The 25,049-nt window shown below is 44.2% G+C and carries 29 protein-coding genes and 1 tRNA gene; 6 read left to right on the top strand and 24 right to left on the bottom strand.

Annotated features, from left to right (window positions below; translation table 11 throughout):
• Positions 1-3 precede the first annotated feature (3 nt).
• On the top strand, positions 4-1,314 hold the full coding sequence (locus tag EAE30_RS00810; protein WP_123014227.1) for a c-type cytochrome: 1,311 nt from the start codon (positions 4-6) through the stop codon (positions 1,312-1,314).
• 90 nt (positions 1,315-1,404) lie between these two features.
• Here the strand turns inward: EAE30_RS00810 and EAE30_RS00805 are convergent, their stop codons facing one another.
• The 3 genes from EAE30_RS00805 to EAE30_RS00795 all read right to left on the bottom strand — a co-directional run bounded on the left by EAE30_RS00805 (position 1,405) and on the right by EAE30_RS00795 (position 3,414).
• Positions 1,405-2,148, bottom strand: coding sequence for a ParB/Srx family N-terminal domain-containing protein (locus EAE30_RS00805; protein WP_164711757.1), 744 nt, complete (start codon positions 2,146-2,148; stop codon positions 1,405-1,407).
• Positions 2,084-2,356 carry a ParB N-terminal domain-containing protein gene (locus tag EAE30_RS19110; RefSeq protein WP_123014225.1) on the bottom strand — a complete coding sequence of 91 codons (273 nt, stop codon included), beginning with the start codon at positions 2,354-2,356 and terminating at the stop codon, positions 2,084-2,086. The genes EAE30_RS00805 and EAE30_RS19110 overlap by 65 nt, the downstream gene beginning before the upstream one ends.
• Positions 2,357-2,466: 110 nt before the next feature.
• Complete coding sequence (locus tag EAE30_RS00795) at positions 2,467-3,414, bottom strand: IS30 family transposase (RefSeq protein ID WP_123014135.1); 948 nt, start codon at positions 3,412-3,414, stop codon at positions 2,467-2,469.
• Positions 3,415-3,927: 513 nt separating this feature from the next.
• Here EAE30_RS00795 and EAE30_RS00790 point away from each other — a divergent pair.
• Both EAE30_RS00790 and EAE30_RS00785 read left to right on the top strand, forming a co-directional pair.
• Positions 3,928-4,104, top strand: a complete 177-nt coding sequence (locus EAE30_RS00790) for a DUF1328 domain-containing protein (RefSeq protein WP_123014224.1) — start codon at positions 3,928-3,930, stop codon at positions 4,102-4,104.
• 56 nt (positions 4,105-4,160) lie between these two features.
• Positions 4,161-4,361, top strand: a complete 201-nt coding sequence (locus tag EAE30_RS00785) for a hypothetical protein (RefSeq protein ID WP_123014223.1) — start codon at positions 4,161-4,163, stop codon at positions 4,359-4,361.
• 89 nt (positions 4,362-4,450) lie between these two features.
• On the opposite strand, the gene EAE30_RS00780 is transcribed toward EAE30_RS00785, so the two are convergent.
• The 4 genes from EAE30_RS00780 to EAE30_RS00765 form a co-directional block, all read right to left on the bottom strand.
• Positions 4,451-4,975 (bottom strand): GNAT family N-acetyltransferase, encoded by a 525-nt coding sequence (locus EAE30_RS00780; RefSeq protein WP_123014222.1) that lies wholly within the window; start codon positions 4,973-4,975, stop codon positions 4,451-4,453.
• A gap of 73 nt (positions 4,976-5,048) precedes the next feature.
• On the bottom strand, positions 5,049-5,465 hold the full coding sequence (locus EAE30_RS00775; protein ID WP_123014959.1) for a GNAT family N-acetyltransferase: 417 nt from the start codon (positions 5,463-5,465) through the stop codon (positions 5,049-5,051).
• A gap of 106 nt (positions 5,466-5,571) precedes the next feature.
• Positions 5,572-5,859 carry a YciI family protein gene (locus tag EAE30_RS00770; RefSeq protein ID WP_123014221.1) on the bottom strand — a complete coding sequence of 96 codons (288 nt, stop codon included), beginning with the start codon at positions 5,857-5,859 and terminating at the stop codon, positions 5,572-5,574.
• A 253-nt stretch (positions 5,860-6,112) separates the two neighbouring features.
• Entirely contained in the window at positions 6,113-6,511 is a 399-nt protein-coding gene (locus EAE30_RS00765; RefSeq protein ID WP_123014220.1) for a GFA family protein, read from the bottom strand.
• Between the two features lie 448 nt (positions 6,512-6,959).
• On the opposite strand from EAE30_RS00765, the gene bioB reads away from it, so the two are divergent.
• Positions 6,960-8,060 carry a biotin synthase BioB gene (bioB, locus tag EAE30_RS00760; RefSeq protein WP_123014219.1) on the top strand — a complete coding sequence of 367 codons (1,101 nt, stop codon included), beginning with the start codon at positions 6,960-6,962 and terminating at the stop codon, positions 8,058-8,060.
• A gap of 63 nt (positions 8,061-8,123) precedes the next feature.
• On the opposite strand, the gene EAE30_RS00755 is transcribed toward bioB, so the two are convergent.
• From EAE30_RS00755 to EAE30_RS00700, 12 genes are all read right to left on the bottom strand, one after another.
• Positions 8,124-8,609: a GNAT family N-acetyltransferase gene (locus tag EAE30_RS00755; RefSeq protein ID WP_123014218.1), complete on the bottom strand. Its 486-nt coding sequence runs from the start codon at positions 8,607-8,609 to the stop codon at positions 8,124-8,126.
• Positions 8,610-8,617: 8 nt separating this feature from the next.
• On the bottom strand, positions 8,618-8,839 hold the full coding sequence (locus tag EAE30_RS00750) for a DUF6434 domain-containing protein (protein WP_123014217.1): 222 nt from the start codon (positions 8,837-8,839) through the stop codon (positions 8,618-8,620).
• A 142-nt stretch (positions 8,840-8,981) separates the two neighbouring features.
• Positions 8,982-9,518 carry a nucleotidyltransferase family protein gene (locus EAE30_RS00745; RefSeq protein ID WP_123014216.1) on the bottom strand — a complete coding sequence of 179 codons (537 nt, stop codon included), beginning with the start codon at positions 9,516-9,518 and terminating at the stop codon, positions 8,982-8,984.
• A gap of 36 nt (positions 9,519-9,554) precedes the next feature.
• Complete coding sequence (locus EAE30_RS00740; RefSeq protein WP_123014215.1) at positions 9,555-10,241, bottom strand: DUF4336 domain-containing protein; 687 nt, start codon at positions 10,239-10,241, stop codon at positions 9,555-9,557.
• A 174-nt stretch (positions 10,242-10,415) separates the two neighbouring features.
• Positions 10,416-11,345 carry an alpha/beta hydrolase gene (locus tag EAE30_RS00735; RefSeq protein ID WP_123014214.1) on the bottom strand — a complete coding sequence of 310 codons (930 nt, stop codon included), beginning with the start codon at positions 11,343-11,345 and terminating at the stop codon, positions 10,416-10,418.
• A 255-nt stretch (positions 11,346-11,600) separates the two neighbouring features.
• Positions 11,601-12,245 (bottom strand): carboxymuconolactone decarboxylase family protein, encoded by a 645-nt coding sequence (locus EAE30_RS00730; RefSeq protein ID WP_123014213.1) that lies wholly within the window; start codon positions 12,243-12,245, stop codon positions 11,601-11,603.
• Between the two features lie 350 nt (positions 12,246-12,595).
• Positions 12,596-13,543, bottom strand: coding sequence for an IS30 family transposase (locus tag EAE30_RS00725; RefSeq protein ID WP_123014135.1), 948 nt, complete (start codon positions 13,541-13,543; stop codon positions 12,596-12,598).
• A gap of 90 nt (positions 13,544-13,633) precedes the next feature.
• Positions 13,634-14,188 carry a hypothetical protein gene (locus EAE30_RS00720; RefSeq protein WP_123014212.1) on the bottom strand — a complete coding sequence of 185 codons (555 nt, stop codon included), beginning with the start codon at positions 14,186-14,188 and terminating at the stop codon, positions 13,634-13,636.
• Between the two features lie 871 nt (positions 14,189-15,059).
• Positions 15,060-15,134, bottom strand: a tRNA-Gly gene (locus EAE30_RS00715).
• A gap of 234 nt (positions 15,135-15,368) precedes the next feature.
• The gene (locus EAE30_RS00710) at positions 15,369-16,466 is read right to left on the bottom strand and encodes a M35 family metalloendopeptidase (protein ID WP_123014211.1); all 1,098 of its coding nucleotides are present in this window, start codon (positions 16,464-16,466) and stop codon (positions 15,369-15,371) included.
• Between the two features lie 283 nt (positions 16,467-16,749).
• On the bottom strand, positions 16,750-17,805 hold the full coding sequence (qhpR, locus tag EAE30_RS00705) for an AraC-like transcriptional regulator QhpR (protein ID WP_199287025.1): 1,056 nt from the start codon (positions 17,803-17,805) through the stop codon (positions 16,750-16,752).
• A 175-nt stretch (positions 17,806-17,980) separates the two neighbouring features.
• On the bottom strand, positions 17,981-18,991 hold the full coding sequence (locus EAE30_RS00700; RefSeq protein WP_123014210.1) for a phosphotransferase enzyme family protein: 1,011 nt from the start codon (positions 18,989-18,991) through the stop codon (positions 17,981-17,983).
• Between the two features lie 281 nt (positions 18,992-19,272).
• On the opposite strand from EAE30_RS00700, the gene EAE30_RS00695 reads away from it, so the two are divergent.
• Entirely contained in the window at positions 19,273-20,610 is a 1,338-nt protein-coding gene (locus EAE30_RS00695) for an aspartate aminotransferase family protein (protein ID WP_123014209.1), read from the top strand.
• A 65-nt stretch (positions 20,611-20,675) separates the two neighbouring features.
• Here EAE30_RS00695 and EAE30_RS00690 read toward each other — a convergent pair whose 3' ends face one another.
• Both EAE30_RS00690 and EAE30_RS00685 read right to left on the bottom strand, forming a co-directional pair.
• The gene (locus tag EAE30_RS00690) at positions 20,676-21,161 is read right to left on the bottom strand and encodes a DUF4234 domain-containing protein (protein WP_123014208.1); all 486 of its coding nucleotides are present in this window, start codon (positions 21,159-21,161) and stop codon (positions 20,676-20,678) included.
• Positions 21,162-21,463: 302 nt separating this feature from the next.
• Complete coding sequence (locus EAE30_RS00685; RefSeq protein WP_123014179.1) at positions 21,464-22,411, bottom strand: IS30 family transposase; 948 nt, start codon at positions 22,409-22,411, stop codon at positions 21,464-21,466.
• Between the two features lie 147 nt (positions 22,412-22,558).
• Between EAE30_RS00685 and EAE30_RS00680 the strand changes: the two genes are divergently transcribed.
• A complete protein-coding gene (locus EAE30_RS00680) occupies positions 22,559-23,623 on the top strand; it encodes an aldo/keto reductase (protein ID WP_123014207.1) in 1,065 nt (354 codons plus the stop codon).
• 184 nt (positions 23,624-23,807) lie between these two features.
• On the opposite strand, the gene rplT is transcribed toward EAE30_RS00680, so the two are convergent.
• From rplT to infC, 3 genes are all read right to left on the bottom strand, one after another.
• The gene (rplT, locus tag EAE30_RS00675) at positions 23,808-24,161 is read right to left on the bottom strand and encodes a 50S ribosomal protein L20 (protein ID WP_077315056.1); all 354 of its coding nucleotides are present in this window, start codon (positions 24,159-24,161) and stop codon (positions 23,808-23,810) included.
• Positions 24,162-24,203: 42 nt separating this feature from the next.
• A complete protein-coding gene (gene rpmI, locus EAE30_RS00670; RefSeq protein ID WP_045571902.1) occupies positions 24,204-24,398 on the bottom strand; it encodes a 50S ribosomal protein L35 in 195 nt (64 codons plus the stop codon).
• Between the two features lie 98 nt (positions 24,399-24,496).
• Positions 24,497-25,024, bottom strand: coding sequence for a translation initiation factor IF-3 (gene infC, locus EAE30_RS00665; protein ID WP_261809183.1), 528 nt, complete (start codon positions 25,022-25,024; stop codon positions 24,497-24,499).
• Positions 25,025-25,049: the final 25 nt, after the last annotated feature.

Raw genomic sequence — 25,049 nt, 5'->3', positions numbered from 1 at the left:
GCTATGAAGACATTGATAATAGGATTGGGGTCATTGCTTACCCTATTGCCTGCCTGCGGTTACTCCGCAGATAACATTCAAATCACGGACAAACTGATCAAACAAGGGGAGTACATGGCGAGGGCCAGCGATTGTGTTGCATGCCACACCGCCCCAGGCGGTAAGCCATTTGCTGGCGGACTCGCGATTGATAGCCCTTTTGGTACCATCTACTCAAGCAATATTACCCCCAGTCAAGACCATGGCATTGGTCACTATAGCTATCAGCAATTCGAGCGTGCTCTGCGCCAAGGTATCCGTGGCGACGGAGCGTTATTGTATCCAGCCATGCCTTATCCTGATTATGCCAAACTGACCGATCAAGATGTGGAAGCACTCTACGCTTACTTCATGCATGCAGTCACACCGGTCAATCAGGCCGCCAAAAAAACCGATTTAAGCTTTCCTTTCAACCAACGTTGGGGAATTCAATTATGGAATTGGATCTCACTCGATAACACCCCTTATCAATACGATCCCGCCCAAAGTGCGCTCTATAATCGCGGTGCTTATCTGGTTCAAGGGCCCGGACACTGTGGCAGTTGCCATACACCTCGTGGGCTGTTTTATGCAGAAACCAGCTACGATCAAAAAACCTCAGACTTTCTCTCTGGCGCGATGGTCGGTATTTGGTCCGCGCCCGAAATAAGAGCCGGCCACAGAGGGGCGTTACAACACTGGTCAACGAAAGATATCACGGAATATTTAGCCACAGGACGCAACCAACACTCCGCGGTAGTCGGAGAAATGACGCCAGTGATTGCACGCAGTTTAAGCCACCTGAGTGACCAAGACTTAACTGCGATTGCCACCTATCTAAAAGCGCTGCCGGGTAAGAATAGTCATCAACCTGAGTCTAATGACAAGCGTAAAAAAACCACCGAAACGCTGATACAAGGCAACTACGCCAAGAACTCAGCAGAACGGCTCTACGCCGATAATTGCAGTGCTTGTCACTTTGATAATGGGCAAGGAGCCCCTAAAGTTTTCCCAGCACTTGATGGTAACTCTTTGGTCAACGCTAAGGATCCCAGTGGCTTAGTCCATGTTATCTTAGTAGGAGCGACCTTACCCTCAACACCAAAAGCCCCAGAGGCTCTGGCGATGCCGGGCTTTGGCTGGCGATTAAGCAATAAAGAAATAGCGAAACTTGCCACCTTCTTACGCAGTGGATGGAGCAACAACGCTCCGGCAGTGTCTGCACACGATGTGGCGAAAATACGCAAAACACTGTCGAAAGCCGCTCTTACCAAAGACAAACCATCGGTCGACTGATCCCTTTAAAACACACAGGGCATACAACAGTTAATATTGTATGCCCTCGTTTTTATCGCACTCAGACCGAATCCAGTATCAATTGTCGGCTCACCGTTGCTTGTGCAAAGCAGACAATCGCTTTCCATCTGGACTCTCTTTATAGCGCAACATGTTATCCAATTTACCATCCGGCTTCAGTAGCTTATCGAGACCCTTTTGATGAAACTGCTTAAACTGTCCCATTTGCTCAACGGAACGGTGAGATCCCCCCACATCACTGCTTTTCAGAGATAAAATAGCTCTACTGCTGACTTTTATTGCCTGCTCATAGCCAAGTTTTGAATTGAGGTCGAATTGGTTTAAGTTGATGGTGTTACGTAACTCTTTTGCCCAATAAAATTCTAAAAACGGCACTGGAGACGATGGTTTGTTCCAACTAATATTACGCGTGAAATACAGCATTGATCGGTAAGGATCATTGGCAAAATGACGTAAACCCAGAGATTTAGGTAGCTGGTTAGGCAAAATCGGTTGACTATGTATATCAAACAACCACACATTCCCATCGTGCTGCATCGCCTGCCAAAACACCTGCATGGTTGGCAACTGGCGGTAATCATTGGCGACAACCACGTGAACATGAAAATCACCGCCCCCCTTAGGCAGATGATAAAAGGCATTGAAGGTATGATGTCCATCGGTCAGATAGTAGTGTCCATTTGGAGCAATAACGACGGTTTTCATCGCTTGCTTGTCTTTACCTACCGGTTCCTGACACGTATACGTTTTAGTCTCGTTCGCGACTGATTGACGATGAAACTCGGCAATCCCCCCCTTGGCCGTTGGCTTCACAGATATCATCAAACATTTTCTGACGGTCGTAACGATAACGACCCAGCTTATACATCACCTGATCGTAGCCTACCGATGGCTGAGTTGGATATAATTGGTTTAACGTCACATCAATGATGGTACCCACTTTAACCGATTCATTACGATTTGCCTGAGCAGTAAAGCAAAAGAAATAAAGCGAAAAAATGAACAAAAAGCGAAAAAACATGGCTTACCTTTGTGACAAGTCGCAATATACTGACATTATAAAACCGTAAAATGACAAAGATATTGCGAATAATGCCCGAATTCAACTGCGAAGTGCGACACTCTCCAATATCAAGAAGCTAAAGCCATCTCCTCAAATATAATGGCTGCCTGCTTGAAGCCTAAACACTTTCTCGGACGGTAATTTATCCGCGATAAAGCGAACTCTATATCGATGTCCGTCACTGTCGTTAGATCGGTTCCTTTCTTCACATATTGCCTTAAAAGACCGTTCGCATTCTCATTAGCACCACGCTCCCAAGAACTGTACGGATGAGCAAAGTACACATCAGCCTTTAATTCTTTTGCGATGGTTTCATGACCTGCAAACTCTCGCCCGTTATCTGCCGTAATGGTATGGACATGTTTCTTATAGGGCTTCAGTAGCTCTATTGTCGCTTTGGTGACATCATCCGCTGACTTAGATGGCACTTTCTTTACCACGTAAAATCGAGTCTTACGCTCTAAAATAGTCACCATTGCACCTGTACCATGCTTACCTAGCACAGTGTCGATTTCCCAGTCACCAAACCGCTCCTTACTGTCAACGATGCTTGGTCTATCATCAATCGAAACGGCATTTTTTATCGCTGGAGCTTTCTCTTGTTTACCTCGGCGATACCGCTTATGACCTTGTCTCAAGTGACGATATAACTTACCGCCCAAGCGTTTATCTTGAGCAACAAAGCGATAGATCCACTCATGACTGACAGATGCACCAATTTTCGTTAATACATTAGAAATCTGCTCTGGACTCCAATCTGTTTCTAAAAGAAGGCGGATAAAATCGACACGTTCCTTTGGTATTCGGTATTTACGTGCTGTTTTGCGCTTTTTGGTAGACGACATCTGGGCTTCGTTAGGGCAATAATGCTCTCCCTTCCGACCGCGTTTAAGCTCACGGTATACCGTCGAGCGGTGGCACTGAACTGTTTTAGCTATTTCAGGAACCGAAATTCCCCGTTCCAAAAGAGCAGAAATCTGGTATCTTCTGCCTTCGGTCAACTGTTGATAATTCATGGTAGTACTGCTTGTTTCTTTGGCGAGAAGAGCGTACCACTTTCAGCAGTTGGCTTCCTCTTCTACATATTTCCATGAATGTCGCACTTATTATCTGAAATCGGGATGAACTAATTTTCAACATGGTTGCCTAATTCGTTTAAGCGTAATCATAAACTGGATGGCAAAAACGCCTCTCAGCAAGGAGTGCCACAATCAAAAAATAAACAAAAAACTATACAAAACAAAACCTTATGATTTTATAATGGCTTGTTTTTTATTATGGCCGCCATTATCTTCCTTATGACAGTAAAAATTATCAACCATACATTCTTCCGATTTATGTTAGCTACTTTTGCATTTTTGTCAGTGCAAGATTAACTTTTCCATTTTTTGAACCCATCTAACTCAAATACATAAAAAATTTTTATTATTGCCCGTAGGTTGTCTATAGTTGAACACAAGTTAACGTTATCACCCATTGATGAAATGAATCGTTACTGGGATAACACAAACGACTTTAAGGAGAACTTAATGTTAGGTTGGACCGTACTATTTTTAGTCATTGCGCTTATCGCTGGCCTTCTAGGATTCACTGGTATTGCTGGCGCAGCGGCTGGGATCGCTAAAGTTATTTTCTTTATTTTTATCGTGCTATTACTGATTTCGTTAGTCTCTAGAGCATTAAAGGGGAAAGCCCCTAGGCCTTAGTATTTATCGTCCATAAAATAAATATTAATTAGACTTAAAGTATTTGAGGAGTTCATATGAAAAACCTAGTTTTAATCGTTGTTATTGTTGCCGCTGTATTATTTGGTGCATCTATGTTTATGAAGTCAGACGACAACACTACTGCCGAAGATATCGGTGAAACAATCGATAACACCGTTACAGACAGTGGTAATGCGATTGAAGATAAGTGTGAGAAGCTAAAAGAAAACGCAGGTGCTGAAGACACTGACTGCTAAGCAAAGTATTTCCTTTGATTCGTTATTAATAAGCGTTCAAAAGGTGAAAAGCCCGTATTGTATACGGGCTTTTTTGTGCAATATTACCTTCAATTTTTCCCGTTATTCGCATCACTATAAATTGATATCGTGCGCGGTGATAAATACACATTATTTTCAACAGTGTGTCCTGAGATATCAATACTGATTGTGCCGACCTTATGGAATCCTAAATGCTGATAAAAGCCATTGGCTGCATTTTCTACCCAACTGTATAGCCAATAGGTTGGACCAAAACGCTGTTCTATTTCGGTGAGTAGCGCCAGCCCAATCCCCTGATGTTTAAAGCGTCCATCAATATACAGTCGCTGTACCTCATAACCGTTCGCTGGAGAAACATAGTAAGACGTCAAATTCAGCAATGCATACCCTTGTATCGCTCCACGTTCTTCGCACACAAGCAGGCGACAATTTGGATCATTCACATGCTCAATGAATTTTTTCTCAGAAAACGCATCAAACACGTACTGTGAAAACTCACGGCGAATACCGACGATAGCATAATTATCCAACCAAACTTTTATCGATAACGCGGCTAGATTGATGCAATCACTGCTTGTTGCTTGCCTGATCATTGGCTCTCCAATAGTCGAATTGCAAAGAGGATGAAGGAATTAGCGCCTTATTCGTTAGCCATAATAATCCGCGCTACACATTGTCATTACTGGAACTATTGAACGAGTACATGCGTACTTCATCTCTTGGAAACCAGTCCAGATGTTGATAAAACTGCTGTGCGTTTGCATTATCATTAAGCACAAACAGATGTGTTTTGGAAACCCCCATCTTAGCAAGCGCTTCAATCACGTGTTCCAACAGCCTTCGTCCCAGATTTTGCTTACGATAATACGGTGATACAGCCAGATGCTGCACATACCCTCGCCTTCCGTCCGTCCCCACTAATATCGCTCCAGCAATGTCATGCTGACATTCTGCCACAAAACTTAACCCTGGGTTGCGCGCTAAATAGTGAGCGATACTGTCTCGCGAGTCCGCATCTTTGATGCTCATGCCCTCAGTATTCAACCAAAGTCGCCTCACACGGTCATAATCACTCACCGTCATTTCTCGAATCCCCACATTCACACACAAAGTGTCTTTCCCTTCCACTGCATGACTCCCTAACAATGCACCAATCCTATCATGGCCTAATATGCCCACACCGTTGCTATCAAGCGAGCAAAAATTGAAATGCCTCAGATGCCTTGGTTGGTAGAAGTTCGGTCACTTCGTACGTGGCAATATTCTCTCGGTAAAACGGATCCTGAGACAATATGTCATCCAATGCTTCTCTATTACTTAACAATGAGAGAATCACGCCTCCGGTGCGAGGATTTTTACGCCCAGATAATTCGAAATGACCTTGTGCGTATTGCTCATTTAAAAAATCAATATGGGCAGGAATCCATCGTTCAACCTCTTCCATCGGTACTTGGTAATCCAGAGAAATAATAAACATTCGAACTCCTTTGTCTAAACGATCGTAATAAAGCGAGCCTTTTACTTTCAACTCTCTATCGTCAACAAGCGCAACAACTCCATAATGCAAAAACACACTATCAGCGCTAAGCAAGTCGCCATGCCATAGAGACAGAGACGAAGAGACGCTCACTACTCTTTAATGCCTAATTAAGACGTCACCATGATAAGCCAATATTAACGAGGAGAACGCGTCCTCTCCGTGATAATATTGCTCGTTACTCTTATGATGTTCAGGTTCGGTCTGCTGGATGATTTACCCCATCATTAGTGACAACGTCACCCAAGTCAAAGGGGTTCACTCCGTCCAAACACCCAATATTAAAACCATACTCAGTCGGATTTGAACGCCGTTGATGATGCGTGTAGATACCACAATGTGAGCAGAAAAAATGTTTCGCGGTATGCGTGTTAAATTGATACAAGGTTAAGTTCTCAGCCCCAGAGACAATCCGAATTCCCGATAACTTAACCGAACCGACGATCGCCCCCTTTCTTCGACAGATAGAACAATCACAGCGTCTCGGATTCTCGATACCATTGGGTAATGTCAGTTCTAAGACTACCGCGCCGCAATGACATGTCGCTCTATGCTTTTCCTTAATTTCCGTTTGTCCAACGTATTTAATCATCATACAACTCCTTGCACAGCCGTCCGTCAAAGGCTTTAGCTAATCATACTTCGGGCTCTTTTCAGGAAAACTCGTATTTCATCAATACCATACTGCGTGGGTTCAGTCGTGATATGACAATCCCTGTTCATCTGCCATTATCCTTAAATGCATACGATAAAATAACGACAGCTCGCTGCAGTGTCATGATGTGACGCTCCAATATCGCTGATTTAAATTAGCACTAATCGGCTGGCATATGAACCCCAAAACCATAAAAACGGCCCCCCTTGAAAGTAGCCACCCATTTATATTCTTTATACGAATCAAATCATTAACAAACATATCCAAGCACTCGATGAAGAGAACATAATTAACACACATGTAAACCAAATATAATTAAATTTGTTGACAATGATTTTTGCCCGATTACACTGACCCCATAATTCATTGATTAAAAAGTAGAAGCATGTCCGTTTTGTCACACAATCCCGAATCACAGACTTCTCTTCGTCACGATTGGAGCAAGTCTGAAATCGAAGCCTTATTTGCCCTTCCCTTTAATGATCTCGTCTTTCAAGCACAAACTCTTCACCGTCAATTTTTCAATCCCAACGAGATTCAAGTGAGTACATTACTCTCGATTAAAACGGGGGCTTGCCCGGAAGACTGTAAATACTGCCCTCAAAGCGCACGCTACGACACAGGATTAGAAAAAGAACGCTTAATGGAAATGGACGCCGTCCTCCAACGCGCCAAAGAAGCAAAAGAAGCAGGCTCAACGCGTTTTTGTATGGGAGCAGTATGGCGTAATCCAAAAGAAAAAGACATGCCATATCTCACTCAGTTAGTCTCTGAAGTGAAGCAATTAGGCTTAGAAACGTGTATGACTCTTGGAATGCTGAGCCGTGACCAAGCCATTGCACTAAAACAAGCAGGACTGGACTATTACAACCACAATCTTGACACCTCCCCTGAATACTACGGCGAAGTCATCACAACACGTACCTATGCAGACCGCCTACAAACATTAGAGCATGTTCGTGAATCGGGCATGAATGTCTGCTCTGGCGGCATTATTGGTATGGGAGAAACCGCTGATGACCGCACGGGGTTACTCAAGCAATTAGCCAATTTGCCCGAACATCCCCAAAGTGTCCCGATCAATATGCTAGTTAAAGTGCAAGGCACTCCGATGGCGGATTTGGATGATCTCGACCCTTTTGATTTTGTGCGGACGATAGCGGTTGCAAAAATCATGATGCCCGCGTCGCACATTCGGTTATCCGCTGGTCGAGAGAACATGAGTGAACAAACTCAGGCGTTGTGCTTTTTGGCCGGTGCGAGTTCCATTTTTTATGGCTGTAAACTGCTCACCACATCAAACCCTGACACCGACGCAGATACTCAGCTATTTAATAAGTTGGGCATGAACAGAGAAACAACCCGAGATTTTTCGGATGAAGCGCACGCCCAAGCCCTACACGATGAAATACTGACGCATGAAAACACTCATCACACGCCGTTTTATGATGCGACGGCGGTAAGAAAAACCGTTGCCCATAAATAAACTCATGCACACTTGAAGTGAACACGAGTATCATGTGTTAACACTCACCACTGATTCAGATATCTATGGCTGATGTTCAGCGAAACGTCGCAGCTCATCACCTTCAAAACGATAGTATTGCTTTTCTTGAATCAGTTGTGCCCCGATGGCGTGATAAAATTGTCCCGCCTTCGGATTGGTGGATTCAGCCGTCCAATCAAAGCGGCGTACCCCATGCTCAATGGCAAGCTGAGCTAAATAACGCATCAATTGTTGACCGACCTTTTCCCCTCTAGCATCAGCCGAAACAAATAAATCCTTCATGAACAATTGACCCGATAAATTAGGCGCTGGGAACAAAATACTAAATGTCGTGAAACCAACAACCTCAGATTCATCATAATAAGCGACGACGTGGACACCTGAGTAATCGGAGAAAACACCGTTGAGTAGATAGGTCGCGATCTCTTCCTTGGTGGCGGCATTGGCACCAAAATAATAGTTTTCCATTTCCGAAAATATGGGCACCAAATCCAGTGACTGTTGCTTTGTTAACTCCTGTATCATCATAAATATCGCTACTTCTGTGTTTTACTGGAACGGCTGGACCATTCTCGACATGCATCGGCCATGGTTAACCCGGTCGCATTTTGCATCCACTGCATGAATTGGCGATCAAATTTAAAATCATCACCGAATTTGGATTTGAAATAGCGACGCACATTCTGGGTTGTTTTATAACTATCGGTAATCATTGTATGATCATCAATTTGATTTTTGTGCCAATAAACCTTTTCCATAGTTATCTCTCCCTTATAATTGAAATCCGTAAAATACAATATCTATCAATGAATAACTTGCTGCAATTAGCCCTGTCGGCACTGCATTAATGGATGAACTGGGTGTTTGCAAGGCCAAATGATCTTCAGTGCTCCTGAAGATCTATAAGACAACTCTCAAACGTGGCCACTTGCTCAGCCATTGTTTCGCATTGACACGATGTTCAAATATATCCCGTGAACGCTTAGGGTTATGTGTGACACAATAGTTCAATAAAGATTGAACCCCAAAAGCGGCCACACACTCATACTCACTATCACCCACTTGACGAACCGCTACCGCCGTTTCTTTTTCAGGCCAATAACGCATCGCATCAATAGCGCTTTGATAAGGCGCATCACCATTACGCGTATGCATTATTGCCTGATTTCGCACTTGCCAATTAAGCTGAGGTAAACATTGACGCAACTGCGCTTCATATTGCAGATATGCTTTAGGACTAACTTCATCAGGATCAAAATAGATCACGTCGACATCATTTAATGGCGTTGCAACCTCAACCTGATGTAATGCATCCCAAACAAGATTGCGGACAAACCCAGCCGCGATATAGCATTGCGGCAACTTCAATTGCCAGACACAGTTCAATGCGGTCACTCTGATAGGATCACGTTTGATTAAATCGATGATCGTCTCCAATGATATCCTCCTACATCGGTTATGTGATAAAAATGGTCATAACAACCAATGAAAGGCGCGTTCTAAAAATGTGTCAGTGCGCTCTGTGACGATTTCACCATGCGACATGACCAAGATTTCAGCTTCCCAAGCCAACATCCGTGCAAGATGTTCTCTTGCTTGCGCTTTACCAAACATAAAACTCATGCGCCAATCAATCGGCATTTTTCCATTGGGAGCAAGAATACCCACCCCTTTCGCGATGAATTTCTGCCAATAGTTAAAGTCTTGGCCGGAAAAGTTCTCAACTAAATCCGTCACAATCAGCGTCCGTGAACGCTGATGAAAAAAGACACATTCCTGCATTAATGGCGAGCCTGAAAATAGCTCTTGTTTAATCTCTCGGCGCCATGGCCAATCTTGAGGGTGATTCAAAGAGTCAGTAAACGACAGATCACGCCGTTTTTTGATCACTTCTGTCGTGCCATACACTTGCGCGCTTGGATACGCGGCCATCCATTCAGCCAAGAACAAATGATGCAGGTGGTTAGGAGCAATCAAATATTTTACCTCACCGAGGTCATCAAGCTGTGTGATCATAGATTGCGATAACTGAATTGGGCTATGCGCCCAAAGCTCGCCACCAGCTAAGCGCACTACCGTCATCCGAGTAGAAAAAGGCAGCCCTAAAAACTGAACCGGTTTACCATTACCTATCCATATCTCTTCCGCTAATTTTTCCATCTATCTCCATCCCATTCGTATGCAACTTAGGCAGTCTATGCGCCACACCCCTCTTTCCTCAATGTGACATAAACTCGCCCTGTCATCTAAGTATCTGAATCATAGAAAAATCGAGAGAAACTGACTGTGCTATAGCTAATAAAATCAGACATCAACCGCGCACATATAAAAAATTTAACGTATTCTGCGCACCGAATGGATTTGACTGGATACCAATGCCATACATTGCTTAGCGGCCTCGCTAACCCCCGCTAACTGGAAAAAACCATGAATAACCCCTAAGAAACGTTGGCAATTCGCTTGCACACCTTGAGAAGTCATTAATTGGTAGAGTTTCTCGCCTTCATCACGTAATGGGTCAAATTCTGCGGTGATAATCGTGGTTGTTGGTAGCCCTTTAAAATCACACTTCAATAAGTTCAATTCGGGGTGTGCTAGCACCTTCGCATCACTGTTTGTATATAAATCGAAGCCAGACAGCAGCATATCAGCGGTAATCACATAATCAGAACCATAATCAACGTAGCTCTGTGATTGACCGTAAGGATCTAACATTGGATAGATAAGAATTTGCCGACATGGCAGCCACTGCTGTGACTTTTTGAGCCTCAATGTCGTAGCCAACGCTAATTGCCCACCAGCACTGTCACCGACAAACACTAATCGCTCGGAATCGCCGCCATAGTTGCCGCCATACTCTTTAATTCCCAACACCGCTTGATAAACGTCATCATGTGCTGCTGGATAACAATGCTCTGGCGCAAGTCGGTATTGTATGCAAATAACGATTGAGTGAGACTGAAGTGCCATTTGTCTTAGTTGAACATCGTGAGTGTCAAAACCTCCACTAACAAAGCAACCACCATGAAAATAGACAGTGATCGGTAACGCTTCTTCATGAGTCGGCTTATACACTTTCACCGGAATACCATGTAATACATCGGTAAATTCGCTGGCAACGGTGGGGCTCTGACCAGCCAAAACAACACTACCCACATAACCAGCACGGCGATCCGCAATAGATTGTTTTGCTGGGCATGGTCGGCCACTCGCTTGGAACTCGTTCACGAGATCTCTAATACCCGCTTCAAGATGATGATTCATTGCTCTACTCTCTATAGATACCATCCGGCGATCCTACACCTTACAGCCAAAACTGTATATAAACACAGTATCAATATGAGAGAGACATCAACCGTAATAGTGCATCAATCATCACGCCCTTGGCGCGTCATCGCTCTCTGATGAGTCGCAGAAACGATCCTGCTCGATAACTGAACTCCAATACTGAGACCGTTCGATGTATTCTCACTATAAGGTCAACAAGCTAGTTCTATGGTGTGATGGCGTGATGAAAACTTAGTGCTCCTCAATCGTGTTCAACACGTTTTGTAATACATCATTCGCATTATTGGCAATCTCACTACCACAGCAGTCTTGCACAATAGTAATAAATTCAGACAGCAGATCAGCCGTCATGCCATTATTTAAACTAATAAAATAATGCATATGCAATTGGCTATTGACGCCTTGCATCGTCGATAAGGCCGACAGAGTCGCAAGTTCGCGTTGCTTCCAACTAAGAACATCATCCTCAAAGATGTCACAAAAGAGGTGAGCTTTAAGATAGGCATCAATAGCCGGAGCAAATTCGTACAATGGGCCTGTAACCACTTCGCCAACAAGTTTGGTTTGGTTTTTTGTACCAACGCTTACGCTTTTTTCAACAACAGGACTGACCGTCGATGCATTGCCTTGCACATCATTAATGCCTTGTGCTTTACGTTCTGCGACGACAGTCATCAATGTGTTCAGTGCGTTTAAACTTCTTGGAAAACCGCAGTACGCGTACATCTGTACAAGCACCGACTTAATTTCATTCACTGTTAATCCCAAATCCAGTCCATTGTTCAATCTCATTTTTAGATTCTCAATATCGCCGCTTGCTGCAAAAGCGGCAATTGGGATGATCGCCTTTTCAGTTTGATTAAATTGTTCTCGCATACATACTCCGATAGTTATGTGAATTCATCTCTAAAATTCCATCACTATCAATCTAACGCGTCGCTCCTCTTTCCGTTAGCCCAATCATTTTTATTCCTTGCCTATTTTTCCAAAAACACCACGTTCAGACTGAATTGAAACATCTCATCTGAATAATAGGGAGATAAAAATCAAAATAACTAACTGATATTTATTAAAATATTAAGAATAACCACAGTATCAATCGTTAAGTACGCAAAGAAGCGCTTTAAGAATGTCGCTTTGTACTGTTTAGCTAATAGTCTTTTCCGGCACGAAAAGTCCTGTTATAAATACCCGAATTCAACTGCGAAGTGCGACACTCTCCAATATCAAGAAGCTAAAGCCATCTCCTCAAATATAATGGCTGCCTGCTTGAAGCCTAAACACTTTCTCGGACGGTAATTTATCCGCGATAAAGCGAACTCTATATCGATGTCCGTCACTGTCGTTAGATCGGTTCCTTTCTTCACATATTGCCTTAAAAGACCGTTCGCATTCTCATTAGCACCACGCTCCCAAGAACTGTACGGATGAGCAAAGTACACATCAGCCTTTAATTCTTTTGCGATGGTTTCATGACCTGCAAACTCTCGCCCGTTATCTGCCGTAATGGTATGGACATGTTTCTTATAGGGCTTCAGTAGCTCTATTGTCGCTTTGGTGACATCATCCGCTGACTTAGATGGCACTTTCTTTACCACGTAAAATCGAGTCTTACGCTCTAAAATAGTCACCATTGCACCTGTACCATGCTTACCTAGCACAGTGTCGATTTCCCAGTCACCAAACCGCTCCTTACTGTCAACGATGCTTGGTCTATCATCAATCGAAACGGCATTTTTTATCGCTGGAGCTTTCTCTTGTTTACCTCGGCGATACCGCTTATGACCTTGTCTCAAGTGACGATATAACTTACCGCCCAAGCGTTTATCTTGAGCAACAAAGCGATAGATCCACTCATGACTGACAGATGCACCAATTTTCGTTAATACATTAGAAATCTGCTCTGGACTCCAATCTGTTTCTAAAAGAAGGCGGATAAAATCGACACGTTCCTTTGGTATTCGGTATTTACGTGCTGTTTTGCGCTTTTTGGTAGACGACATCTGGGCTTCGTTAGGGCAATAATGCTCTCCCTTCCGACCGCGTTTAAGCTCACGGTATACCGTCGAGCGGTGGCACTGAACTGTTTTAGCTATTTCAGGAACCGAAATTCCCCGTTCCAAAAGAGCAGAAATCTGGTATCTTCTGCCTTCGGTCAACTGTTGATAATTCATGGTAGTACTGCTTGTTTCTTTGGCGAGAAGAGCGTACCACTTTCAGCAGTTGGCTTCCTCTTCTACATATTTCCATGAATGTCGCACTTATTATCTGAAATCGGGATTTTTTAATTCATGTATATTTTGAGGTGTTATTTCGTATGTTCTTCCTAGTTTGAGAAATTCGTAGAATATTGATGAGTGAATTTCTCTGATTGGAGCAGCTCTATATTTCTTGTTTTCTTCTCCCTCCATGAATGCTTTTACAAAATAGGGAGCCCTTTTACTATAGATAACACCAGCAAGTACAAAGAGCATGCCAGAAAGGAATATGAACGCCATTTGTATAGGGAAGTTAAAATTAAAAAATAGAGGCTTGCTTATCGCTAAGCTAGCTAGAATTGGAGCCGTTACGATACCAGCAAGCCCTGCTTTATAAGCTTTTTCGTTCTGGAGCCGAGAAATGTAATGCCAAGAATAGGCTTGCCTTATCTTTTCCCGCTTATAGTTTTCCACAACTGTGCGAGGCATTATTTTATGTGTCTCGTAAGGGTACGGATCTAAAACCCATATCAACTTAGACTTGTGTATGAAATTTCTAATTTTTTCGCGGCGTTTATTTCGCCTCACCATTTCATAAATTTGTTTTTCTCGATCATCCATTACCTACTCTCTACTCCTGATAACAAATCTAACAGATATTAGAAAGACAACATCTATATTTTATTGTCTATCTATATTTTATCTTCTTTTCCACTACTTTCCCCTCATAATTAACAACCAAGTATGAGAGAAGTAGGGTTTTACGTTTTCGTAATCACAAAATACCGACATTGTCTGTTTAATCTATCCACAGGCATAATTTACAATTACTGTATATTAGACAGCATTGGTATTTTTATGAAGTCGCCTTTTTTAACCAGCCTAAAAGAGTTCATGTTGGCGCGACATTACACTCGCAAAACCATTCAAACCAACACAAATTTGCACACACGCGCTATATCATTTTCCCTAGGCACGTTATTCTCGCTGCGATACGAATTACTTATTGATTTTAAATCACTTTCATTAATATTTTTATGACAAACCGTGCAACTAAAGTAATGTATTCACAAGGGCTGCGCGATGTCTTCCTGTCTATTTATGCGTGACCTTAGAAGAAATGCAAAAGGTCAATCGTCGATGATTACATACGAGAGCGGAGAGAAAAGTATGCGCTCAAGTGTAGATGAGAGTCAATTAGACCTGTCCCACGCTACCGCCATACGTTGCAAGTAGCAAAGCACATGAATAACAACCGATTGTATAAATTTATATCAAAAATGGCGCAGGATTCCTATGCGAAATCTGACAAAAATAAAAATTGATGAGAAAAGTTGTTGAGAAAACGAGATGTGAGGAATATATGCGGCAGAGCATACTCCCTAAGGCGGTAATGGGCTTAGGATTATGGGGAATAAAGTATAGACGTACGAAATCACGCTTAAGTGCGTGTGGAAATATAAAAGGAAAATAGAATGGATAAACAAGAGATTGGAGCGGGCAGCGGGAATCGAACCCGCATCATCAGCTTGGAAGGCTGAGGTAATAGCCATTATACGATGCCCGCTTTGGTACGCATCGAAGCGATGGAGTTAATATGCCACCTCTTTAGAAAAAAGAAAACTCTTTTTTGATGATTTCATGCTGTTTGTACAGTAAATAATCAATTAAAGATCAGGTGGTTATATATACGCCGCTTTTTTATAGCCGATTTAGAATCAATTAACAATAATACCATGCAGCGAATAAAAAGGCAGCGACGTTGCTCGCTACCTTTTACAGACTTTACTCTCGTTGAGCCTCAATCGATGCGAGGTGTATTTTCCGCAAAGTATTCGTGCGAGTCGGCATTGGTAATGGCCTTCGCTGGGTTAGAACGGGCCAATTGACGTGCGTTATATTGACCATACGCGACATCGTCCGTCCCCCCATTGACGGTAAAGTGACTCATTTCATGAACTAATGTACCAGCCTTAGAATCCGTGCCTGTGGTTGGCGCGTTCCAAAATGCCCCACACAAATGAATATGATAAGGCTGATTCGGATACACATAAGCGAAGGCAGACGCGTAATCAGGATCGCAGCCACAATCTGCAGTCACGGTCTTATTCACCAGCGCATCAGTAATGCGATAAAAATGCTGAGTTACCGTTGCGTAACGGCTGCTACTGTACGTGCCAAACCATTGAGCATAGCGACGAGATGCGCTCCCATTGTCGTAGTAATCCAGCAAGTAGTTATAAGCGCTGGACGAGATAGACTGCGCCGCTTGTACTGCCCCACTGATGGATGCTCGTTGGCTATTGGAACAATTTCCGACATAGTCAATACCACTTTTCGCTTGAATGGCTTGCGCTATTTTTGATTCAGCGAGTGCCGCGAACTTTGGGTCAATCCCTGCCACATAAAAATTCACGTCATTAGAAGATAAGCTCTGTGGACCTTGCGCGGCCGCACTTTTCGCTTGATACGGCTGTTTGATCAAATTCAAGGCGCTGACATCAAACTGTACATTGTAGGTTCCTGCTGTGGTCATATCGTAATACGCCGATAAATCCACCGTGTGAGTCACCGTTTGTCCTGCTCCAATCGCTAAGTAGTCCGCGTCTGTAGGGCTTGGGCGTTTGACGATAGGACCAGTATAATCGACCTTCTGTCCGTTCACGCTGACATCGAACGCATCACTGTTAAGCTTATTATTTTTCAGTAAAAACCAATCTAATACTTTAACATTGTGACTGCTCTGGTTGGTGATCGTCACTTTGACTTTCACATCACTGTTCTCGCCATACGAGGCATGCAACGGAGTGACATTCACACTCAACGCAGAATCTGCATACGCCATTGAAGAGCTCAGCCCTAACGCGATCGCCACCCAAAGTGGTGTCTTTTTGTTCATGTTATTCTTCCTCTTTCCTTGATAATAAACATTGACTACTCACCAACAGATTTTATCTATTGATATATTTCATTGTTTAATATTGTAAGAAAATGTAAAGACTAAAGCGTCACAGCGAGCCGACTTCGTTCGCTTATGGAATACAGCTTATATAAATGCACGAATTAACTAATAGAATATGCAATTAAAATCATAATGAATAGCATTCTTAACCGATTCACACTCGATAACACTCACCCATGTAGGAGAGAGAAACGTCACGGATTGCATACCAGCGGTTAGATTAATTGCATCGATATTGCCGCGGACTCACACCAAACCAACGACGAAATGCACGAGAAAACGCACTGGTTTCTGAATAACCAAGTAATAATCCCATTTCGGTGATCGGTAAATGAGATTGTTGCAAGTAATGAGACGCTAAATCACGTCTCACATTCTCTAATAGCTGGCGATAACTGACGTGCTCGGCTTTTAAACGACGCTGTAACGTCAATCGGCTCATCCCCATGCTATCTGCAATGTTGTCTAACTCTGGCTCACCCTCCACTAAGTGAGTTTGAATATGTGCTCTGACTTGCTCTGATAACGATTGGCCGGTTTGAGACACATTTAAGCGCTGCAACGCTTCGGTCATCAAAGACAGTAACATGGGATCCGCATTGGGCATGACGCGCGTTAAATACGCTTTTTCAATCACGACCGAATTGAACGGCTGACTAAAATAGACGGGCGCATCAAAGACTTTACAGTGCTCATGCCAGCTCTCGGGGCTGGCGTGCTCAAAATGCAGCATACGAGGAGCAAAAGTCTTTCCTGTACCTTGCCGAACCAGGTTGACGATCATCCCCATGGTCAACTCCGCATCTTGCCGACGAACCACAATGCCGCCGTGGCGAATTTGATAATCCACCCGCACCGCATCGCCAAGATTCACCAATTGCATGAAGGTGTCATGCTGATGCCAATGAAAGGCGTTCACGACATTCACTAATGCCTGATGTACGGTCGCCGAGCACAATCCAATGTAGCCAATCAATCCCAAATGCTGTGGCATAAACTGCTGACCGTAATATAGGCCGAAATGATCGCACCCTGTTTGCTGCGCAGCTTGCTCAAGCACTTGACAATAATGCGTTAATTTAAGGCTGGAAGTCGGCTGAGTCAGGATCTCTGGATTCACACCGCTGCGACCCAAGATGCGGTCAATATCACCGCCCTGCTGAGTAATAAAGGTCGACAGTCCGGTTGCGGCCGCGGCAAGTACACCTTGGTTACCCACGGAGTGCTGGGTAAGCGCCTGCATTGCCGAATGATTGTGTACGCTCAACATGTCCATATTCGTGATCCTTCATCAACGTTCGTACAGAAGGTTCATATCAAGCAAAAATCGCTCCACGACCAAACGGCCTATCGGGCCTTCATTATGTGATGATGTGCACTACAATCGCCCATAATGATGCGTGTTTGCACAAACTATGGGCAATGCTAGCGAGGCTCGGCATGTCAGGCTCTTATCCTACCGCCTCAAGTGCCTTGGCATGAATACGTAAGTAGTCCTGACACAAACGAACCGTTTCTGCGACCCAGTGCTCGCCGAGGCTCTGTGCCATTTCCGTTTGTTGATGAGAGCCGACCCAAGCGAGCAATTGGATGCGACGCTGCATCACCATCACGGGCAAAATATCGAGATCCCGTTGGGACAAGGGACGAACCTTCTGGTAGCCGCGCAACACACTGCTCATCCACTCTTCAGCGTTCTCATGGTGCTCGTAAAAGCTTATCGCGGCGGCAATGTCATGCATGAACCACCCTTCGCCGCAATCATCGAAGTCTATTGCACGCGTCATACCATGATGAAACAGCAAGTTAGTGAGTCGTAAATCGGCATGAATTAAGCCATAGGTTTGGCTCTCTTTGCCATAATGTTGAACATGCAGTGCAATGCTGTCCACAGCACGCTGTACCGTCTCAATATCGGCCGGCGATAAGCCGGGTACCTTTTTCCAATGCCCCCAATGACCATGCTCGCCCACCATCGATGGGTGGTCCCATTGCAAACGCTTAAACCATGCAGGTCTCGGCCAATGAATACTGTGCAAATGCAAACGCGCCATGATTTCGCCCAACGGCTCAAACTGTTCAGGTTCGATGTCCGTTGTGGGCATGCTTCCCTCAATCCAACGAAATAACACGGCAAAACGTCGGTCTTGGTCACTGACCTCAATGGGTTGTACCTGAATGCCGTTTTTATCCGCGACGGGCATCGGAACGACGAACCCTTGTTGCTCTAGCGCGGCGAGCCAAGCGAGCTCGCTTTGAATGTTGATCGCATCATGATAATCAGGACGATGAATACGCAAGGCAAACTGCTCTCGCTCTGTGCGCACTTTGAAGGTCGCGTTTTCAGAGCGACAGATTAATGTTGCCGTGCCTTGATGTTCCGGTAGGTAGCGCGTTAACACATCATTGGCCATGGCAATCATCTCATCATCGGTTAATGTATCGTATTGTTCCATCTCCATAAGCTCATCCTTGTCATTCATCAGCGTTGTCGCCAGCATGCCGCAACTGAATCACATCGCGCTTGACCAGACATTACCTTTACGCCATCCCCCTTGCTGCAATCGGGTAACTGTTGATAAAACTTGTCTTCAAAACACGGATACAGCTTTGTACGGTCAAGTTTTTTACTGTGACGTCACGCAAGATAGAGTCATTCACCGTGAAGAGGCCAAGACATTATTCGCCTTATTCATCCCGCGCATCACGGTATGTTTTTTCGCTATTAAAGACCGGAGGATTTATGGTCGTACGCTCTACCATCATGGACACCAATAGTTTTCGTCCCGAACACGCCAGTGAGCTCGATGAGGCGACCCGCCAACTGACCGCGAAACGCGAGCGATTACTGGGCGAGTCTTACCGTTTGTTCTACCGTCGGCCTGTGCATTTGGTCAAAGGCCTAGGCCAATATCTCTGGGATGCGAACGGCGATAAATATCTCGACGTCTACAATAACGTTGCCAGTATTGGTCACTGTCACCCCGCGGTGATCGCCGCAGTCAATGAACAAATGCAAAGCTTGAATACTCATACCCGTTATTTACACGAGCGCATACTGTCTTACAGCGAAGAGCTACTAGAGACGATGCCAAGCGAGATCAACAAGGCCATGTATATGTGCACCGGCTCTGAGGCCAATGATCTGGCGATGCGTATCGCTCACGCGTATTCCGGTGGAACAGGAATCATCGTCTCGCAAGAAGCCTATCACGGGACCAGTGCGTTGACCTCGGGCGCTTCACCAGCACTGGGCTCAGGTCAACCGTTATCACCGAACACCGGGCTTCTCGCCTCGCCGGATCACTATCGCTTAGCAGGCCAAGATGTTGGGGTTTGGTTGGCGGATAGAATGCAGGAGAAAATCGATGAAATGACGACGAATGGTATTCAATTCGCTGGCTTTATGGCCGATTCCATTTTTTCTTCGGATGGTGTACTGCCTGGTAACGCTGGCTTTTTAAAACCCGCCATCGATGTGGTCCATAAAAACGGAGGAATTTTTATTGCCGACGAAGTGCAACCTGGTTTTGCGCGTACTGGTGAGGCGTTCTGGGGGTTTGCTCGCCATGGCGTTATCCCTGATGTCGTGACCAGTGGCAAACCCATGGGCAATGGGATTCCTGTTTCAGGTTTATTTGCCAAACAAGAGGTGCTGGCAGCATTCAGTGATCAAATTCCTTATTTCAATACGTTTGGTGGCAATCCTGTGGCCATGGCGGCGGCACAAGCTGTATTAAATGTGATTAAAGAAGAAGGACTGCAAGCACACAGTGCCCAAGTCGGACAACAGCTATTGAATGAATTAAAAGGGCTACAAGAGAAATATGACTGCGTTGGTGATGTACGGGGCGCGGGCTTATTTATAGGCTTCGAGTTGGTCAGCGATAAAGAATCCAAAACACCGAACAAAGCGCTTGCGTTGGATTTAATTGAAAAATTGCGTGAGCGAAAAGTCCTGACCTCTGTTGCAGGGCCGCATGGTAATGTTTTGAAATTGCGTCCACCCTTGGCCTTCCAAGCACACGATATCGACTGGTTAGTCGGCGCGCTCGATGACGCGTTACACATGATTCTGTGACTATTTTTTAGCCACAGACAATAAAATAAGAAGATAAGGTTTTCGCCTTATCTTCTGTTATTTCTTTAGCCTTCCAGTGTCATTTTTTCATCGTTTTCATGTGACTCATCAGAATTCACCTCTGGCTCTGAATATTCTGCCAGTTTATTAATCGAATAATTCACATACATAAAGCTAAATAATAGTGTCCAAATAATATTTATCTTAAAGTCATCAATATTAAGGGTGCCATGAGCATATTTTTGAATGGCATCTCTGGCGCTAAAAGACCACACCAAATACAAAATACCGCTAACCACTGTGATCAATAAATTGAGAATTGATGAAGCCGCATTGTATTCCGTCAGCAATACACTACTTAGCCCAGTACACGCGGCTAAACCGATCACTAACCCATCTGAAGCAACCTTATATTGAGTAATATTTTCAATAACTTTGGTATTACGATACAGGTATAACAGCGGATAAATACCAAATGTACACATGGTCAACAAGACAATATGAACAGTGTGAGTATCGATTTGCTTTTGTAAGTCACTAGCGTGAGACATGGTTATTTTTCCTATTATCAATAGCTATTAATTTAAGTATGAAATTTAAAGGCGTCATATTGGCATATTTACTATGCTGCTGCCAGAGATAGGAAAACGATAAAAATTTTTATGAATCTATGTCACCAAAACGTCATCATATCGTGTATTTTTTATTAATTTATTCCTTTTATTTTATGACTCAATCGATATAGGCTCATTGCTGATACCGCCTTTGCAATATACGTCTCAGTTATCGTAAGATGAGATATGTTACGTTGGTTTTCCCCGAATTCAACTGCGAAGTGCGACACTCTCCAATATCAAGAAGCTAAAGCCATCTCCTCAAATATAATGGCTGCCTGCTTGAAGCCTAAACACTTTCTCGGACGGTAATTTATCCGCGATAAAGCGAACTCTATATCGATGTCCGTCACTGTCGTTAGATCGGTTCCTTTCTTCACATATTGCCTTAAAAGACCGTTCGCATTCTCATTAGCACCACGCTCCCAAGAACTGTACGGATGAGCAAAGTACACATCAGCCTTTAATTCTTTTGCGATGGTTTCATGACCTGCAAACTCTCGCCCGTTATCTGCCGTAATGGTATGGACATGTTTCTTATAGGGCTTCAGTAGCTCTATTGTCGCTTTGGTGACATCATCCGCTGACTTAGATGGCACTTTCTTTACCACGTAAAATCGAGTCTTACGCTCTAAAATAGTCACCATTGCACCTGTACCATGCTTACCTAGCACAGTGTCGATTTCCCAGTCACCAAACCGCTCCTTACTGTCAACGATGCTTGGTCTATCATCAATCGAAACGGTATTTTTTATCGCTGGAGCTTTCTCTTGTTTACCTCGGCGATACCGCTTATGACCTTGTCTCAAGTGACGATATAACTTACCGCCCAAGCGTTTATCTTGAGCAACAAAGCGATAGATCCACTCATGACTGACAGATGCACCAATTTTCGTTAATACATTAGAAATCTGCTCTGGACTCCAATCTGTTTCTAAAAGAAGGCGGATAAAATCGACACGTTCCTTTGGTATTCGGTATTTACGTGCTGTTTTGCGCTTTTTGGTAGACGACATCTGGGCTTCGTTAGGGCAATAATGCTCTCCCTTCCGACCGCGTTTAAGCTCACGGTATACCGTCGAGCGGTGGCACTGAACTGTTTTAGCTATTTCAGGAACCGAAATTCCCCGTTCCAAAAGAGCAGAAATCTGGTATCTTCTGCCTTCGGTCAACTGTTGATAATTCATGGTAGTACTGCTTGTTTCTTTGGCGAGAAGAGCGTACCACTTTCAGCAGTTGGCTTCCTCTTCTACATATTTCCATGAATGTCGCACTTATTATCTGAAATCGGGTCTAACCATTCATTTGAATAAGCACAGCGAAGGAGTGCGTCAATGGAATATCGTCAACTGGGCCATTCAGGCCTACGTATTTCGGCTTTTACTCTCGGCACCATGACTTACGGCGGGCAAGGTAAGTTTGCTCATGTGGGCGACGGTGGTGTCGATGTAGCAAAACGACAAATCGACATGTGTATCGATGCGGGGATTAACATTCTCGATACTGCAGATATCTACTCAGACGGCGCATCAGAAGAGATCTTAGGCAAAGCATTACAAGGTCGACAAGATCAAATGTTGCTCGCAACAAAAGCTCGTTTCCCTACCGGCCCCGGTCCAAACCAAGGTGGCAATTCTCGCTACCATATCATTGAGGCCTGTGAAGCGTCACTTAAACGACTAGGCCGCGATCATATTGACTTGTACCACATTCACGAGTGGGATGGCTGGACTCCAGTGGAAGAAACGTTAGAAGCCATGGATCGTTTAATCCGTGACGGTAAAGTGCGCTATTACGGTGTGTCCAACTACGCGGGTTGGCAGCTTATGAAAACGCTAGGCAGTGCCTCAGAAAATCATTACTTACGCCCGATCAGTCAACAAATTCATTACACACTACAAGCTCGTGAAGCGGAATATGAGTTATTGCCGATTGCCAACGATCAAGGCGTCGGCGTTATGGTCTGGAGCCCGCTCGCGGGAGGATTGCTATCTGGTAAGTTCCGCCGTGATAATCAAACACCGCAAGATTCACGTCATCTACAGGGTTGGAAAGAGCCACCAGTATCGGATACCGACAAACTTTACGACATTGTCGATGAACTTGTCGCCATCGGGGAAAACCATGGGGTCTCAGCTGCGCAAGTCTCATTAGCTTGGTTGCTCACTCGCCCTACGATCAGTTCAGTTGTCATCGGAGCACGTACCGATGAACAGCTAAAAGATAACTTAGCCGCGGCCGACTTAACGTTAACCAACGATGAGTTGCAGCGTTTAGAAAAAGTGAGTCGTCCACCCCTGCTCTACCCTTACTGGCATCAAGCAATGACCGCCTCGGATCGCTTAGGCGCATCCGATTTGCAATTGCTGCAGCCCTACTTAGATGATGAGCAGTCATAATCTCAATATTTTAAATGTGACACCGTCACTAAAATAACCAAAAAAAAGCGCACCGCGAGAACTGTCTCATGGTGCGCTTTGTGTTTGTGGGAGCAGTGTTTGACCGCTTCCCCAAATAATAATCGGTAATAAAAAAGGAGAGCTTGCGCTCTCCTTTTAATTAAACCTGTAAAACTACTTCTAATTAAAGAGCAGCTTTCGCTTTTTCAACAAGTACTGTAAATGCAGCTTTGTCGAATACCGCGATGTCTGCAAGAATCTTACGATCGATTTCGATAGATGCTTTTTTCAGACCGTTGATAAGACGGCTGTAAGACAGACCGTTTTGACGAGACGCAGCATTGATACGAGCAATCCAAAGTTGACGGAATTGACGTTTCTTGTTACGACGGTCACGGTAAGCGTATTGACCAGCTTTAGTAACTGCTTGGAAAGCTACACGATAAACACGTGAACGTGCTCCGTAGTAACCTTTAGCTTGATTAAGAACTTTCTTATGACGTGCACGAGCTTGTACACCACGTTTTACGCGAGGCATTATGCTTCTCCTAAACTAAACGAATTAAATAACTAAAAAGAATTAAGCGTACGGTAGACAACGTACAATGCCAGCCACTTCACATTTTGGAAGGATAGCATTTGGACGAAGCTGACGCTTGTTCTTAGTAGTACGCTTAGTCAGGATGTGACGTTTAGTAGCGTGCTTAAATTTGAAGCCACCAGCAGTTTTCTTAAAACGCTTAGCAGCACCTTTGTTGGTTTTCATCTTAGGCATGATGAATAACTCCGCATTGTAATAGTTAATAACACGTAATCAAGGCGAACAAAACCGACCGCTAAAGCGGACGGTTTTATTACTTGTAAAGCCGTTAATTACTTCTTCTTAGGGGCAATCACCATAATCATCTGGCGGCCTTCTATACGCGACGGGAAAGATTCTACTACAGAAATATCTGCCGTGTCTTCTTTAATTCGGTTTAGAAGGTCCACACCGATGTTTTGGTGAGCCATTTCGCGGCCACGGAAGCGAATTGTTACCTTCACTTTGTTGCCGTCTTCAAGGAAACGGGTCAGGTTGCGTAGTTTTACCTGATAGTCTCCAATATCAGTACCAGGACGGAATTTTACTTCCTTAATCTGGATCTGTTTTTGTTTTTTCTTCTGATCTTTTGAAGCCTTGCTCTTCTCGAAGAGGAACTTGCCATAGTCCATCACTCGACAGACTGGCGGCTCGGCGTTAGGGCTGATCTCTACGAGATCCAAACCAGCTTCTTCAGCTGTAGCTACTGCTTCTTGAATCGACACGATACCTACAGACTCGCCGTCTACGCCAGTTAAACGAACTTCACGAACGCCACGAATCTCACCGTTTAAACGGTGCTGGTTTTGTTTGGCCGGCAATTGGCCACGTCTTCCGCCTTTAATA

This window comes from Vibrio zhugei (genome assembly GCF_003716875.1).
In the GTDB taxonomy this organism is placed as follows: domain Bacteria; phylum Pseudomonadota; class Gammaproteobacteria; order Enterobacterales; family Vibrionaceae; genus Vibrio; species Vibrio zhugei.
The sequence above is the reverse complement of the archived record's forward strand: the minus strand, read 5'-3'. Positions and strand labels throughout refer to the sequence as shown.

Coding starts and splice junctions, on each gene's coding strand:
- EAE30_RS00810 (WP_123014227.1), top strand. CDS start 4: ATGAAGACATTGATAATAGGATTGGGGTCATTGCTTACCCTATTGCCT.
- EAE30_RS19110 (WP_123014225.1), bottom strand. CDS start 2,356: ATGTTTTTTCGCTTTTTGTTCATTTTTTCGCTTTATTTCTTTTGCTTT.
- EAE30_RS00795 (WP_123014135.1), bottom strand. CDS start 3,414: ATGAATTATCAACAGTTGACCGAAGGCAGAAGATACCAGATTTCTGCT.
- EAE30_RS00790 (WP_123014224.1), top strand. CDS start 3,928: ATGTTAGGTTGGACCGTACTATTTTTAGTCATTGCGCTTATCGCTGGC.
- EAE30_RS00785 (WP_123014223.1), top strand. CDS start 4,161: ATGAAAAACCTAGTTTTAATCGTTGTTATTGTTGCCGCTGTATTATTT.
- EAE30_RS00780 (WP_123014222.1), bottom strand. CDS start 4,975: ATGATCAGGCAAGCAACAAGCAGTGATTGCATCAATCTAGCCGCGTTA.
- EAE30_RS00775 (WP_123014959.1), bottom strand. CDS start 5,465: ATGACGGTGAGTGATTATGACCGTGTGAGGCGACTTTGGTTGAATACT.
- EAE30_RS00770 (WP_123014221.1), bottom strand. CDS start 5,859: ATGTTTATTATTTCTCTGGATTACCAAGTACCGATGGAAGAGGTTGAA.
- EAE30_RS00765 (WP_123014220.1), bottom strand. CDS start 6,511: ATGATTAAATACGTTGGACAAACGGAAATTAAGGAAAAGCATAGAGCG.
- bioB (WP_123014219.1), top strand. CDS start 6,960: ATGTCCGTTTTGTCACACAATCCCGAATCACAGACTTCTCTTCGTCAC.
- EAE30_RS00755 (WP_123014218.1), bottom strand. CDS start 8,609: ATGATGATACAGGAGTTAACAAAGCAACAGTCACTGGATTTGGTGCCC.
- EAE30_RS00750 (WP_123014217.1), bottom strand. CDS start 8,839: ATGGAAAAGGTTTATTGGCACAAAAATCAAATTGATGATCATACAATG.
- EAE30_RS00740 (WP_123014215.1), bottom strand. CDS start 10,241: ATGGAAAAATTAGCGGAAGAGATATGGATAGGTAATGGTAAACCGGTT.
- EAE30_RS00735 (WP_123014214.1), bottom strand. CDS start 11,345: ATGAATCATCATCTTGAAGCGGGTATTAGAGATCTCGTGAACGAGTTC.
- EAE30_RS00730 (WP_123014213.1), bottom strand. CDS start 12,245: ATGCGAGAACAATTTAATCAAACTGAAAAGGCGATCATCCCAATTGCC.
- EAE30_RS00725 (WP_123014135.1), bottom strand. CDS start 13,543: ATGAATTATCAACAGTTGACCGAAGGCAGAAGATACCAGATTTCTGCT.
- EAE30_RS00720 (WP_123014212.1), bottom strand. CDS start 14,188: ATGGATGATCGAGAAAAACAAATTTATGAAATGGTGAGGCGAAATAAA.
- EAE30_RS00710 (WP_123014211.1), bottom strand. CDS start 16,466: ATGAACAAAAAGACACCACTTTGGGTGGCGATCGCGTTAGGGCTGAGC.
- qhpR (WP_199287025.1), bottom strand. CDS start 17,805: ATGGACATGTTGAGCGTACACAATCATTCGGCAATGCAGGCGCTTACC.
- EAE30_RS00700 (WP_123014210.1), bottom strand. CDS start 18,991: ATGGAGATGGAACAATACGATACATTAACCGATGATGAGATGATTGCC.
- EAE30_RS00695 (WP_123014209.1), top strand. CDS start 19,273: ATGGTCGTACGCTCTACCATCATGGACACCAATAGTTTTCGTCCCGAA.
- EAE30_RS00690 (WP_123014208.1), bottom strand. CDS start 21,161: ATGTCTCACGCTAGTGACTTACAAAAGCAAATCGATACTCACACTGTT.
- EAE30_RS00685 (WP_123014179.1), bottom strand. CDS start 22,411: ATGAATTATCAACAGTTGACCGAAGGCAGAAGATACCAGATTTCTGCT.
- EAE30_RS00680 (WP_123014207.1), top strand. CDS start 22,559: ATGGAATATCGTCAACTGGGCCATTCAGGCCTACGTATTTCGGCTTTT.
- rplT (WP_077315056.1), bottom strand. CDS start 24,161: ATGCCTCGCGTAAAACGTGGTGTACAAGCTCGTGCACGTCATAAGAAA.
- rpmI (WP_045571902.1), bottom strand. CDS start 24,398: ATGCCTAAGATGAAAACCAACAAAGGTGCTGCTAAGCGTTTTAAGAAA.